Here is a 14,270-nt window from a genome sequence, read left to right as displayed (position 1 = left end):
ATGACGAAGACGCGGATCGACTACCGGCCGGCGACGACGACCGACGCCTGGTGGCTCGCGGCCGACGGCGACGCCGTCGTGCTGCTGTCTCCGGCCGTGTCGGCCGCGACGGCCGCCGGCGTGTGGCGCGGGCTGGGTGCGGGGGGCATCGGTGCCGTTCTCGAGGCGCTCACGGGTGCGTTCGGTACGTCCCTCACGGCGATCCCGCCGTTCGCACTCGCGATCGCGGAGGCGGGCGGTGCGCGCGTGGCCGTGCGCGGTGACGTCGAGGTCGTCGTGGAGGGCGACCACACCGAGGCCGTGTCGGGACGGGGAGTGGCGACCTGGACAGAACGCTTCGTCCCGGGCGCCGTGCGTGTGAGTGTCGCCCCGCACCCGGGCACGCACGCACCCGCGGCCGACGTGCCGCTGCAGTCCGGAGTGGTGCGCGCCGATCTCGTCGAGGTCGTCCTCGCCGCCGCATCGGTTGCTTCCGCTCCCTCTGTTTCTCCCGTTCCGCCGGCAGCCTCCGCGCCGGCCGTGGCTCCGGCCCCGGCGGAGGCTGCGGCCGAGGCCCCGGCCGACGCGCCGTCTGACGCCGAGGAATCGTCGGATGCCGAGGAAGAACCGGCCGTCCACGTCACCTCGGCATCCGCCGTCTCCTCGGAATCGGTCATCGATTCGGTGCCGCCAGGGCTGTTCGGCGGCGCCCCCGTATCGCAGCCCGCGCCGGACGCCGAGCCGCAGCCCGCGGCGCCGGCTGCCGACACCTCGGCCGACACGCTGATCCCCGAGGCGACCGACGTTCAGGATGCCGCCGCGCCCCCGGTCGACGAATACGACCTCCTCTGGGGCGAGACGGTCGCACGCCCGGTCTCGGCCGCCGCCATCGTCGTCGCGGACCCCGAGGACGCGCACCCCGACGACGTCGAGACCGCGTCCGGCGAGCCCGCGTCGCCGGAGCGCGAGCCCGCGCCACGCGACGCCCTCGGCGACCACGGCGACCTCGGCGACCACGACGGTGCGACGATCGCCGTCGCCGAGATGCGGGCGCTGCGCGCCGAGCGACCCGCGTTCGATTCGACCGACAACGTTCCCGCCCGCCGGCCGGCTCGCGGGCGCATCCGGTTGTCGACCGGTCGGGTCGTCGAGCTCGAACGCCCGGTGATCATCGGCCGTCGCCCGAAATCGACGCGCACCACGGGAGCCGACCTGCCGACGTTGGTCGCGGTCGACAGCCCCGATCAGGACATCTCGCGCAGCCACGTCGAGATCCGTGCCGAAGGCGAGCACGTGCTCGTCACCGACCTCGACACGACGAACGGCACCGTGCTGCTGCGCGGCGGCAGCGAACCGGTGCGGCTGCACCCGAACGAGCCGACGATGGTCGTCACCGGTGACGTCCTCGATCTCGGCGACGACGTGACCGTGACCTTCGAGGACCTCCCGTGAGCGCCGCCAAGCGTCCGCCGGCACCGCCGCCCGCCCTGCCCGGATTCACCTACGTCGACGTGCTCGGCTCGGGTGGGTTCGCGGACGTCTATCTCTATGAGCAGCAGCTTCCCCGCCGCCGCGTCGCGGTGAAGGTCATGCTGCCCGACCGCTTGGCGTCGGGCTCGGCCGAGCAGTTCACCGCCGAGGCGAACGTCATGGCTCTGCTGTCGACACACCCGGCGATCGTGACGATCTACCAGGCCGGCGTGTCCGACGACGGCCGGCCTTACCTGGTCATGGAGTACTGCTCGCGACCCAACCTGCAGGTGCGCTCCCGTACGGCGGCGTTCTCCGTCGCCGAGGCGCTGCGGGTGGGTGTGCAGGTCGCGGCCGCCGTCGAGACCGCGCATCGCGCCGGCATCCTGCATCGCGACATCAAGCCGGCCAACATCCTCGTCACCGAGTACAACCGCCCCGCGCTCACCGATTTCGGCATCGCGACGACGGCGGAGTCGGAGGAGTCGTCGGGGGGCATGTCGATTCCGTGGTCGCCGCCGGAGGCGTTCAGCGACGCCCCGGGATCCGGGGTCGCCACCGACGTCTATGCGCTGGGCGCGACCGTCTACACGCTGCTGGCCGGGCGCTCGCCGTTCGAGCAGCCCGGCGGCCGCAACGGCGGCGCCGATCTCATCCAGCGCATCGAGTCCCAGCCGGTGCCGCCGCTGACGCGGGCCGACGCCCCTGCCTCGCTGCAACTGGTGCTCGAGCGCGCGATGGCCAAACGTCCGGGCGATCGGTACGAATCCGCCCTCGCCTTCGCCCGTGCCCTGCAGCGCGTGCAGATCGAACTCGCCCACTCGGTCACCCCGATCGACATCCTCGACGATGCCCCGCACGAGGATGCCGACGACGACGCCGACGGCGAGCTCACCCGGGTCCGCGGCATCGTCAGCATCGAACCGAACACGAACCCCGCCGCCGGCCCCACCCGCCGCCGTGACAGGGACAACCCGTGGGCGCCCGAGACGACGGGCACCCTGCCCGCGGCATCCACCTCCGCCGCCCCGGCCGACACGGCCGAGCCGACGCTGTTGCGCGGTCCGGTCTCGATCGCTCCGCAGGTTGACATCGATACGTCCTCGACGATCCGCCGCCCCGCCGCCGGGGCGCCGGTGACGGCGCACACGCTCGATCCCGCGGCCGCACGCACGGCGACCGCACCGGAGGCCGACGCCGTCGCGGGCGCGGACGAGCCGGTGGTGCCGCGGTCCCGCCGCGGTCTGTGGATCGGTCTCGGCATCGCCGCGGCCGTCGTCGCCGTCGTGGGGGCCGTCGCCGTCGGTGCGAGCCTGTTGGCGCCCGCCGTCGAGCCCCAGGCGTCTCCGACGCCGTCGACGACCGCCGTCGCGCAGGACCCGTTCGAAGACGTCGTTCCCGCGGTGACGCAGCTCGCCGGCCGGATCGAGGGCGGCAACGTCGTCTTCACCTGGACCAACCCCGACCCGAAGGACGGCGACGGCTACCTCTGGTACGCGTACACGCTGGCCGGCAACGGCGACGTCCGCAAGGTCACCGAGCCCACGGTGTCCGTTCCCGTGGATGCCGCGGGCACCACCTGCGTCGCGGTCACTCTTGTCCGCAAGAGCGGCGTGGCGAGCACCGAGATGCGGAAGTGCGTCCCATGACCGACATTCACGACACGGTTCCGCCCCTCGACGAGGCCGCAGCGGATGCCGCGAGCAGCGACATCACGGTGGAGTTCGCGGGCGAGTACATCACGGTGCCGTCGGGCACACGGTTCACGATCGGCCGGGAGGGCGATCTCGCGATAGACGACAACCGGTTCCTGCACCGCCACTTCCTCTCGATCGAGCAGTCCGCCGGGCTGTGGTGGCTGGTCAACATCGGTTCGCGCCTGTCGGCCACCGTCACCGACACGGAGGGGCGGGTGCAGGCCCAACTCGCCCCGGGCGCCCGCCTGCCGATCGTGTTCGGAGTGACCACGGTCGTCTTCAGCGCCGGTCCCACCACCTACGAACTGTCCGTGCACACGGCGCAGCCGGCTTTCCGCGAGACGGCGCCCGAGAGCGTCCTCGACGGGGAGTCGACGATCGGCGCCGTTCCCCTCACACCGAGCCAGAAGCTGTTGATCCTCGCTCTGGCCGAGCCGGTGCTGCGGCGCGAGGGCACCGGGATGAGCGAACTGCCCAGCTCGGCCGCTGCGGCGCAGCGCCTGGGCTGGAGCATCACCCGCTTCAATCGCAAGCTCGACAACGTCTGCGACAAGCTCGACCGTCAGGGCGTGCCGGGCCTGCGCGGCGGCGTGACCAGTTCGGCCACGAACCGCCGCGTGCGCCTGGTGGAGCACGCCGTCGCCTCGCGACTGGTGGTGCGAGAGGACCTCGCCATGCTGGACGACCCGGCGGCGTACGATCGCGACGCCGCCGATGACGCACCGCGCAGGAAGGAACAGGGATGAAGCTGCGCACCACGCTGGTCCGCCCCGGAGGCGAGCCGGAAGATCTCGTCATCAACGCCGATGCCGATGCGACCGTGGGCGACCTCGCACGCACCATCGCCGAGCTCGATCCGCGCGGCGGCGGGGCGGCGGCGGGCGACGAGGTGACGCTCGAGGCGTTCGGCACGATCGCTCCGGGCCCGGGAGAGGTGCTGGATGCCGCGGCATCCGTCTCGCACGTCCAGCTGGGTGCGGGCTCGGCCGTGCGCATCGTGCCGACCGGCTATCAGCCGCCGCAGAAGCTCGGCGACGTCGAGATCGCCTCGGGTGCCGGTGCCGGCACCACGATCCCGCTGCAGCGCGGGGTGGTCATCATCGGACGAGACCCCCAGTGCGACATCGTGCTCGACGACCCGCTCGTCTCCAAGCGGCACGCGCGGCTGGAGGTCGGGCAGGGCCGGGCCGAACTCGTCGACCTGAACTCCGCCAACGGCATCCTCGTCGACGGCGCGCCGGTCACCTACCTGACGGCCGCCGACGGCCAGATCGACGCCGTGCTGGGCGACACGCGCCTTCGCATCACGGCGGCCCCCGCCGACGCCACGGCGGCGCCCTCCACATGGCGGCAGGTGCCGTTCGTGCGCTCGCCGCGGGTGGAGGCGCGCTACCTCGGCGAGGAGCTGCCCGGCACCGACCTGCCGGCACCGCCCGCTCCGCAGATGTTCCCGTGGCTGGCGATGATCGCCCCGGTGATCATGGGCGTCGTGCTCTTCTTCGTCATGAAGAATCCGATGGCGCTCGTGTTCGTCGCGGCATCCCCGCTTCTCATGCTCGGCACCTGGCTGACGACGCGCCTGCAGGGCCGCGCGCAGCTGCAGCGCGACAAGGACCGCTTCGAGCAGCAGCTCACCCGCCTGTCCACCCGCCTCGAGCAGGAGCGCGAGACCGAGCGCCGCGTCCGCCGCGGCGAGGTGCCCGAGCTCGATCCCATCTGCGCCGACGCGCTCGCCGCCGGGCCTCTGGTGTGGACGCGCCGGCCCGAGCACTGGTCGTTCCTGCACGTCCGTCTCGGCGACGGCACCGCCCCGAGTCGCAACTCCGTCGCCGAGTCGACGAAGCGCGACGCGGCGATCCCGTCGTACGTCGACCGCCTCGACGAGGTCGTCGACGCGTTCCGCGAGGTCGACGACGTGCCGATCCTCGAGTCGCTGGCCGAGGCCGGCGCGATCGGCATCGCCGGCTCGACGGCGCGCGTCGGCGACACGGCGCGGGCGCTGCTGGCCCAGACGGCGGGGCTGCACGCGCCGTCCGACGTCCACATCGTCGCCTTCGTCGGCCCGGCCACCCGTGCGGCGCTTGCCGACCTCAAGTGGCTGCCCCACACGTGGGCCGCCGAGGACGCCCTCGGCACGGCCCCCATCGCCGACAACGCGGCGACCGCGTCGCGCCTGCTGGCCGAGCTGGAGGAGTTGGTCGACACCCGCACGAAGCAGCTGCGGCGTCTGCGGGCGCTCAAGGCGACGGATGCCGCGACCGCCGCCGGCGCCGAGGTCGGCGAGTCGCGGGGGCGCGAGGAAGAGATGCCGCTTCCGGCATACGTCGTGATCATCACGCCCGACGCGCCCGTCGACCGGGGGCGACTCATCCAGCTGAGTGAGCGTGCCGCCGGCAGCGGTGTCATCCCGGTGTGGGCGACGTCGCGCGTGTCCGACCTGCCCGCCGCCTGCCGCACGTGGGTCGAGCTTCCCGCCGACGGGGAGGCGAGCGCCAACTTCGTGCGCCTCGGCACCGTCATCGCGCCGCTGCGCGTGGAGGCGTTGGATGCCGCGCGCTTCGGCGTCGTGGCCCGGGCGCTCGCCCGCATCACCGACATCGGCGATGTCGCGGAGGACGCCGGGGACGTGCCGCGCACCATCCCCCTGCTGCAGCTGCTGGGGTCGGACATGGCGACGAGCGCCGACGCCGTCATCGACCGGTGGACGCAGAATGCGTCGATCCGTGCGACGCGCTCCGGCGCGGGCTACCAGCCCAAGCTTCGTGCCCTCGTCGGACAGGGCGCGCAGGGCGCTCTGCACCTCGATCTGCGCCAGCAGGGTCCGCACGCCCTCGTCGGCGGCACGACCGGCTCGGGCAAGAGCGAGTTCCTGCAGGCGTGGGTGCTCGGCATGGCCGCCGAGTACAGCCCCGAGCGCGTGACGTTCCTGTTCGTCGACTACAAGGGCGGCTCGGCCTTCGCCGACTGCGTCAGCCTGCCCCACTGCGTGGGCCTCGTGACCGACCTCAGCCCCCATCTGGTCCGCCGGGCGCTGACGAGCCTCCGCGCCGAACTGCATCACCGCGAGCACCTGTTCAACCGTAAGAAGGCGAAAGACCTCCTCGAGCTCGAGAAGGCCGCCGACCCCGACGCTCCCCCCGCACTCGTCCTCGTCATCGACGAGTTCGCCGCACTCGCCAAGGAGGTGCCCGAGTTCGTCGACGGCGTCGTCGACATCGCCCAACGTGGGCGCTCGCTCGGCATCCACCTCATCATGGCGACGCAGCGCCCCGCCGGTGTCATCAAGGACAACCTGCGCGCCAACACCAACCTCCGCGTCGCGCTGCGCATGGCCGACGAGACCGACTCCGACGACGTCATCGGCTCGAAGGAGGCGGCACTGTTCGATCCCGGCATCCCGGGACGCGGCATCGCAAAGACCGGTCCGGGCCGCATGAACCTCTTCCAGTCGGCCTACTCGGGCGGGTGGAGCCTCCGGGCCGAAGCCGAACCCGCCGTCGAGGTGCGTCCGTTCCTGCTCGGCGACGCGCCGGTGTGGGAGAAGGCCGCCGTCGAGGCGCCCGCCGAGACCGAGGATCTCGGCCCCAACGATCAGCAGCTGCTCGTGGCGCGCTTCGGCGACGCCGCGCAGCTCGCCCGCATCGCGCCGCCGCGTCGGCCGTGGCTCGACGAGCTGGCCACCACTTTCGACCAGACCAAGCTGCACCAGCGCACCGACGCCCGGCTGGTGCTCGGCGTCGTGGATGTGCCCGAGCGCCAGGACCAGGTGCCCTTCTTCTTCGAGCCCGACACCGAGGGCCACCTTGCGATCTTCGGCACCGGCGGCTCGGGAAAGTCCGTGACCCTGCGCACGCTCGCCGTGTCGGCGGGGATCACTCCGCGCGGCGGCCCCGTCCACGTCTACGGATTGGATGCCGCGACCGGGGGCCTGCGCATGCTCGAGTCGCTGCCGCACGTGGGCGCCGTCATCTCCGGCGACGACACGGAACGCATCGATCGCCTGTTCGCCACGCTCCGCAGCGAGCTCGACCGTCGCGGCGACGCGTATGCGGCGGCGGGCGCCTCCACGCTCACCGAGTACCGCGCTCTCGCCGGCCGCCCCGACGAGCCGCGCATCCTCCTGCTCGTCGACGGCTTCCCCGCGTTCCGTTCCGCGTTCGAGGGTGTGCCCGGTCGGGCCGAGGCCTACCGCGCGTTCCAGCAGGTGCTCACCGACGGTCGCGGGCTCGGCATCCACGTGGCCCTCACCGCCGACCGCGGCCAGAGCGTGCCCACCTCTCTGCAGGCGATGATCCAACGCCGCATCGTGCTGCGGATGGCCGACGAAGACGGCTATGCGCTCCTCGGGATGCCGCGTGACATCCTCGGCCCCGACGCGGCGCCCGGTCGGGCCATCGTCGACGACCACGAGGCGCAGATCGCCGTGATCGGCGGCACGTCGAGCACGAAGGACCAGTCGCTCGCGATCGATCGGATGGCCGAAGCGATGACGCGACGCGGCACGACGCCCGCTCCCGGCATTCGCGCACTGCCCGTCGAGTACGGTGCGGACGACCTGCCGGCGACGACCGCGGCGGGCGTCGCCATCGGTCTGTCCGATCTCGACCTCGGCCCGTACGGGATCGAGGCGAGCGGGACGTTCATCGTCGCCGGCTCGCCCGGCGCGGGCCGCTCCACCGCCGCCGCCGCGATCGCGCGGCAGACGCTGCGCGCGCGGCCCGACACGCCCGCGTTCTACATCGGCGACCGTCGATCGCCCGTGCAGGACGTTGTCGCGTGGACCGCGACCGCCGAGTCTCCCTCGGCGGCCATGGCGGTGCTCGGCGCCGTCGATGAGGCGGCCGACCGCGCCCAGGCGGGCGGACCCGTGCCGCTGGTCGTGCTGGAGGGCATCGGAGAGTTCGCCACGTCGATCATCGAGATGAATCTCTCCACGCTCGTCAAACGCGCCGGTCGCGGTGAGGTGTTCTTCGTCGTGGTCGGGGAGATGAGCGAGTGGACGACGAATTTCGGGCTGCTCGGCGAGATCAAGGCCGCGCGGCGCGGCGTCGTGCTGCAGCCGGAGACGATCGACGGCGAGGTCGTTCTCAAGACGCCGTTCCCCCGGTTGGTGCGGGGCGAGCTCCCGGTGGGACGCGGAATCCTGGCTCATCGTGGCAAGACCGTGCGCATCCAGTTCCCGCTGGTGGCCGGGGACGTCCCGGTCGGCGTCGAGTCGGGCGCCCTCGCCTCCTCGGCGGCGCAGACATGACCGCGGTGGGCCGGGCGCGCGGGCGCTCATGGGGAGTTCTCCCCATGGTCACGGGCCGCGACGCCGCCTATCTTCGAAACAACAAGACCTCCCGGCACACCGGCCGGGCCAGATGAAAGGGGCCCTCATGGCCAATCTGAATGTCACCTACGACCAGATGAACTCGGCCGCCTCGCGCCTGCGTGACGGACAGAACGAGCTCGAGGCGAACCTGCAGCGCCTGCGTCAGCTGGTCGCCCAGCTCGTCCAGGACGGCTTCACCACGAGCCGCGCCTCGGGCGCTTTCGACGCCTCGTACACCGAGTTCACCACCGGTGCGACCAAGACGGTCCAGGGCATCGAGGGCATGGCCTCCTTCCTCGAGAAGGCCGCCCAGGCCCTGCAGTCCACCGACGAGCAGCTCGCCAGCCAGCTCGGTCAGTGATGTCGACCTGCGGGGCGCTCGCGCGCCCCGCAGGTTCACGAGGCCTTCCACCCGCTTCCGTCACCCGGACACCGCGGGTGGCGGGCCTCGCGAACCTCGGGAGAAGAAGATGACTGACCTTCAGCTCGACTTCGATGCGTTGCGCACGGCGCGCACCCGCGTCGACGACGCGCTGTCGACCTTCGAGTCGGCCGGCACCGTCGGCGGCGACCTCGCCGGACTCACCGGTGAGGACCGGTTGGCCGGAAAGGTCCGTGACTTCGCGGACAACTGGGACTACAACCGGGGAAAGCTCACCGAGAAGCTCCAGTTCCTGCGCGACGGCATCGATGCGATCGTCGACAGCATGACCGAGGTCGATGCCGAACTGGCACGTCAGGCCCAGGAGGCCGCGCCCGAGACCCAGAACGACGGAGAGGGGGAGGGCTGATGAGCGCCATCTCCGTCGAATTCGAAGACATCCTCCTCGGCAAGCCCGATCAGCTCGACCCGCGCGCCGCCGACCTCGTGACGGCCGCCGCCGCGATCGAGAAGGCCACCGCGTCCCTGCGCGGACTCATCGAGGGGCAGGCCTCGCGATCCACCGAGGCCCTCGCCGAGACGGCATCCGAGGTCGCCCGCTCCCTCAGCCGGGCGCGAACCCGCTATCGCAACACGGGTCAGGCGTTGCAGACGTACGCGGCCGACCTGCGCCCCATCCAGCAGGATGCGACAGCCGCGATCGCCACCGCGGAGTACTACGAGCAGAAGTCCGCGACGATCCCGAACGACATCTCCCGCCGCGAAGGCGACCTGCTGCGTGCCGAGGCGGTCGAGGCCCCGCAACCCCAGATCGACGAGATCGAAGCCGACCTGCGCCGGATGCGGCAGGCGCAGTCGAACGCGGCCTCGCAGGTACAGGACGCCCGCCAGCAGCTGTACCGGGCGCGCGAGCGCCTGCGCGCCATCGCCGACGTCGCCATCAGCCACATCGAGACCGCCATCGAGGGCGACAGCGATTCGGCGTTCGACAACTGGAACCAGTTCTGGGACGGTGCCGCCGGATGGATCGGCGAGTGGGCGGCGAACGTCCTCAAGGGCATCCTCGAAGTCCTCGGGGAGTTGCTCGCGATCCTCGTCGCCATCGTCGTCATCATCGTCGTCATCATCATCGTGATCGCGGTGCTCTCGGCGATCGCCGCCATCATCGGGTGGGTGGCCCTCGGCATCCTCGCCGCCCTCCTCGTCGGCGCCATGCTGCTCACCTTCCTCATCCGCGATGGCCTCGGCACGCCGATTCGCCGCAGCCCCGCGCCCGGCGAGGAGCTAAAGCCGAAGAAGAAGTACCCCTCCGATGCGGACGACGCCACCACGACCGACCAGTACACGTCCCAGGACTACGGCGACCTCTTCGAGGAGGTCGGCCGTCAGGATGTCGCCGGTGGTGAGCAGCGCACGGTCATCCGTGTCGTCGCCATCACGGATGCCGCGGGCAACGTCATCGGCTACCGCGTGCAGCTGCCGAGTACCCAGAACTGGTCGCCGATGAACGGCGACGGGGCTCTCAACGACCTCTCCGCAGACGCCATGCTCGCCCTGTTCCCCGGCCTGGAGACGCAGTACAAGAAGGCCGTGTGGGACGCACTCGAGTCGTCGGGTGCGCTCGACAGCGATGCGCCGATCATGCTCACCGGGTGGAGCCTGGGCGGCATGATGGCGGGCGACCTGGCCACCGATCCGCGCCTGTCCGGCCGCGTGCAGTCGGTCGTGACGGCCGGCTCTGCCATCGACAAGCACGCCGGTGAGATCGACCCGTCGGTGCGGGTGACGCAGGTCAACAACCGTTGGGACCCCGTGCATACGCTGGAGTTCGTCGGCTACGGACCCAACGACGTACCGGGGCCGAACTGGCAGACCTACCACCCCGTCGACATCCGCATCCACGATGCGAACATGTACGGTGAGCTGGCCGACGACCTGGTTCCCGAGGTGCGGCCGGGCGACGAGATCTTCTTCGCCGACGATCTGAAGAACACGCACGAAGAGGTGTATGAGATGGTCTACAGCCGTGGCTGAGCTGCGCCGCGCCGGAGTCGGTGCGACCATCGCCCTGGCCATGATCTTGACACTGACGGGATGTAGCGGGATGAATGAGAACGCGGTTTCCGAGCGGCTGACGCAGGCGTCGGGCATCAACGGCGCGATGGTCGAGGTGCAGCATCCCGGTGCCCCCTGGGTCAACAAGATCGTCATCCGACTGTTCGTTCGCGACGCCTCGGCCGCCGCGGTCGCCGACGACGTGCGCGCCGTCGCCGCGTTCGCCGTCGATGATCGCGACCTGGGCGGTCAGCCCCTCACGCTCCTCGCCGTGCAGGGTTCGCCGGGCGACTTCTCCGATCCCCTGACGGCGACCATCACCGACAGTGCCTACGTCATGGGCAGCGTCTCCGAGATCCTCGGGGCGGGCAAAGGCGTCGAGAATATCCTCGACCTCAGCGCCGCGGACGTCAGCCGCATCGCACAGCGGTGAGCGTCGACACGACGCCGCAGCTGCGCTTCCGGCTGCCCGGCGAGTGGATCGCGGTCGACCCGCGCGACGAACAGGCGGCACGCGAGCACAGTGCGGTGATCGCGCGCGAGCTGGTGGGAGCCGCCGACGACGCGGTGCTCACCCGCCGCCGCGTGCAGCGAGGTTTCGACGAGGCGGCCGCTGCCGCGCGGGAGGCCTCGGCCCATCTGTTGCTGATGTGCCGCGAGATCGCGCCGGGCATCCCCACGCCCGTCACGATCACCGTGCACACGCCGATCACGATCACGCCGTCGGTGGGCACCGCGGCCGAGGCCGTGATGCGCGCGTTCGAGCTGAGCCTTCCGCACACCGGCGAGCCCGATCTGCAGACGGCGACTCGAGTGGATGCCGCAGGCTCGGCCGTGCTGCGTCTGCACGCCGTGAGCACCCAGCTCATCGAGGAAGACGGCGCCTCCGCCGAGCAGAAGCGCCTCGTCGCCCGATACTGGTACACCGTGCCCGGCCACAGACAGGTCGCCCTCGTGCAGATGTCGACGCCGCTGGGTGACATCCCGCACGCCATGCTGGGCCTCTTCGACGCGATCGTCGCCGGCTCGTCGTGGAGTGCGGTCGACGCGGCCTGACGCTCAGCCGCGGGCGTGGCCCAGCACCTTCACGATGATGCCGCGGCGGCGCAGCTCGGCGATGGCGTGCGTCTCTTCGTCGACCGTGCGCCCCAGTGCATGCTTGTCGGCCACGACCACGACGTCGCCCGACACCAGCCGGCCGAACAGGCGGGTCAGTCGCTCCGACCAGCTCTCGCCCGTCTCGGGGGCGGGGTGGCGGAAGCCTTCGATCGGCACCCCGAAGTCGGCCAGCGCATCGCGCTGTGCGATCACCGACGGCAGATCGTCGCGCGCGACGACGAGTCCCACGAGGCGTGAGCCGGCGGGACGGGCCGCCCACCAGTCCGTGCCGGACACCACGACCGGCACGGCCGACGTCACGGCGGGCAGGGCGACCGACTCGGCGTAGTCGGCGGGGGCGCGCTGGTCGTCCGGCTGATCGGTGCTCACGGCATCCATTGTGTCCTACCGCGCCGACACGCGAGCCGATCCGCGACGCGATCCGGTTCAGTCGTCGGGGTCGCGTCGCAGCTGGATGCTGAGCTGGTCGGCGTCCAGCTGCGCGAGAGCGTGTCGGAGCGTCGCCGAGGAGTACGACCCCTCGCTGGATACGTCGACGAGACGCTCGCGCATGGCCTCGATCAGAGAGATCCGCAGGTCGATGACACTCGCGGTGCTGATCTCGGGCGCCTCGATCGGCGGGCTGCTCATGCGCTCGGCGAGCTTGGAGAGCACCTCGGGCGGAAACGGCTGGCCCGAGGAATCGGCGAGCCCGGGCGTGCGCAGGTGGGCCAGCGCCGCCTCACGCAGTTCGTCGGCGAGGCGGTCGGCCTCTTCGCTGCTGCTGCCGTCGCCGGTGGCCGACGGAATACGCAGCACGCGGATCACCCACGGCAGGCTCAGCCCCTGCACCATCAGGCTCACCAGCGCGACGACGAACGCGATGAGGATCAGCAGTTCGCGGGCGGGCGTGGTGTCCGGATCGAGCGTCTGCGCCGCGGCGAGGGTGACGACACCCCGCATCCCGGCCCAAACGATGACGACGCCCTCCTTCCAGCCGAGCGGGGAGGCCTGGTAGTAGTCCATGTCGTTGAGGACGCGCCCGACGCGGGCGCGCACGCCCTCGACCCGACGCTGGGCGGAGGCGGCATCCGGCGTGCGCCGCGCCCACCGCCGCGCGACGCGCCGCGCCGCGCGCCCGGTCGTGCGCCGGACCAGTCCGCCGCGCCGCGGAGCGGGATTCGGGTTCTCGCCGGGCTGCGGACGCAGATCGCGCAGGTCGCCCTTCTCGACGTCGAAGGCGTCCAGCCGATCGCTGAAGGCCTGCAATCGGTCACGCTGCATCCGGCGGGCGCGACGACCGATGAGTGTCACCAGACCCGACACGTAGAGCGCCCGCACCGCGAGCACGATCGCCAGGGCGGCGAGGGCGAGACCGATGCCGACGCCCGCGCCGCTGTGCTTCTCGATGTTGGCGCTGACGATGTCGCGCAGCTCCAACCCCATGATGAGGAAGACCGCGCCCTCCAGCAGCAGCTCGAGCGTGTGCCAGTTCAGCTCGTCCGACACGCGCTGCTCGGGAGTCGACCAGCGGGCCGCACCCTGGCCGGCGGTGATGCCCGCCGCGACCGCGGCGACGAGCCCGGACCCGCCGAGGTGCTCGGTCGGAAGGTAGGCGACGAAGGGCACGATGAAGCCGACGGCGGTGTTCGCTACCGGCTCGCCGATCCACCGCCGCACCCGCAGGGTCAGCAGGCCCACCGCGACGCCGATCACGACGGCGACGAGCACGCCCCAGGCGAAGGCGCCGATCGTGCTGCCCAGCGAGAACCCCGCCGCGGATGCCGCGACGGCGCTGCGCAGCAGCACGAGCGCCGTCGCGTCGTTGAGCAGACTCTCGCCCTCCAGCATCGTGATGACGCGCGGGGAGATGCCCAGCTTCTTCGCGATCGAGGTGGCCACGGCATCCGTCGGGCTGACGATCGCCCCGAGGGCCACGGCGAGGGCGAAGTCGAGTCCCGGAATGGCGACGTAGAAGAGCGTCCCCAGAGCGAGCGCGCTGATGACGACGAGCACGACGGCCAGGCCCGCGATCGGCACGGCGTCGCGGCGGAACTCGATCGCCGGCAGGCGCACCGCCGACGCGTACAGCAAGGGCGGGAGGATGCCGACGAGGATCAGCTCCGGGGGCACCGAGAACTTCGGCATCAGGAGCGAGGCGACGAGCCCGATCGCGACGAGGATGAGCGGGCCGGCGACGCCCAGTCGTCGGGCGAGGACCGTCGAGACGCCGATCACCGCGATGCCGGCGATCAGCCACGTGAGATCGGTCACC

General features: G+C 71.6%; 11 protein-coding genes. 9 read left to right on the top strand and 2 right to left on the bottom strand.

The features are described 5' to 3' along the window. The 9 genes from ACT53O_RS03755 to ACT53O_RS03715 all read left to right on the top strand — a co-directional run bounded on the left by ACT53O_RS03755 (window position 1) and on the right by ACT53O_RS03715 (window position 11,953). Complete coding sequence (locus ACT53O_RS03755; RefSeq protein ID WP_476151378.1) at window positions 1-1,431, top strand: FHA domain-containing protein; 1,431 nt, start codon at window positions 1-3, stop codon at window positions 1,429-1,431. Continuing rightward, entirely contained in the window at window positions 1,428-3,098 is a 1,671-nt protein-coding gene (locus tag ACT53O_RS03750; protein WP_476151377.1) for a serine/threonine-protein kinase, read from the top strand. The genes ACT53O_RS03755 and ACT53O_RS03750 overlap by 4 nt, the downstream gene beginning before the upstream one ends. Next, window positions 3,095-3,892, top strand: a complete 798-nt coding sequence (locus ACT53O_RS03745; RefSeq protein WP_135949615.1) for an FHA domain-containing protein — start codon at window positions 3,095-3,097, stop codon at window positions 3,890-3,892. The genes ACT53O_RS03750 and ACT53O_RS03745 overlap by 4 nt, the downstream gene beginning before the upstream one ends. Continuing rightward, on the top strand, window positions 3,889-8,397 hold the full coding sequence (locus ACT53O_RS03740; protein ID WP_476151376.1) for an FtsK/SpoIIIE domain-containing protein: 4,509 nt from the start codon (window positions 3,889-3,891) through the stop codon (window positions 8,395-8,397). Before ACT53O_RS03745 ends, ACT53O_RS03740 begins: the two co-directional genes overlap by 4 nt. Before the next feature lie 127 nt (window positions 8,398-8,524). Next, a complete protein-coding gene (locus ACT53O_RS03735; RefSeq protein WP_005054492.1) occupies window positions 8,525-8,821 on the top strand; it encodes a WXG100 family type VII secretion target in 297 nt (98 codons plus the stop codon). Between the two features lie 109 nt (window positions 8,822-8,930). Further along, window positions 8,931-9,251: a hypothetical protein gene (locus tag ACT53O_RS03730; protein WP_135949618.1), complete on the top strand. Its 321-nt coding sequence runs from the start codon at window positions 8,931-8,933 to the stop codon at window positions 9,249-9,251. After that, complete coding sequence (locus tag ACT53O_RS03725) at window positions 9,251-10,876, top strand: hypothetical protein (protein ID WP_135949619.1); 1,626 nt, start codon at window positions 9,251-9,253, stop codon at window positions 10,874-10,876. Before ACT53O_RS03730 ends, ACT53O_RS03725 begins: the two co-directional genes overlap by 1 nt. After that, entirely contained in the window at window positions 10,869-11,330 is a 462-nt protein-coding gene (locus tag ACT53O_RS03720) for a hypothetical protein (RefSeq protein ID WP_239498516.1), read from the top strand. The genes ACT53O_RS03725 and ACT53O_RS03720 overlap by 8 nt, the downstream gene beginning before the upstream one ends. Further along, entirely contained in the window at window positions 11,327-11,953 is a 627-nt protein-coding gene (locus ACT53O_RS03715) for a hypothetical protein (protein WP_476151375.1), read from the top strand. The genes ACT53O_RS03720 and ACT53O_RS03715 overlap by 4 nt, the downstream gene beginning before the upstream one ends. A gap of 3 nt (window positions 11,954-11,956) precedes the next feature. Here the strand turns inward: ACT53O_RS03715 and ACT53O_RS03710 are convergent, their stop codons facing one another. Next, window positions 11,957-12,394: a recombinase family protein gene (locus ACT53O_RS03710; protein ID WP_039412981.1), complete on the bottom strand. Its 438-nt coding sequence runs from the start codon at window positions 12,392-12,394 to the stop codon at window positions 11,957-11,959. 48 nt (window positions 12,395-12,442) lie between these two features. Next, complete coding sequence (locus tag ACT53O_RS03705) at window positions 12,443-14,269, bottom strand: cation:proton antiporter (protein ID WP_476151374.1); 1,827 nt, start codon at window positions 14,267-14,269, stop codon at window positions 12,443-12,445. Window position 14,270 lies beyond the last annotated feature (1 nt).

The sequence above is a fragment of the Microbacterium sp. DMC48 genome, from assembly GCF_056313825.1.
The sequence above is the reverse complement of the archived record's forward strand: the minus strand, read 5'-3'. Positions and strand labels throughout refer to the sequence as shown.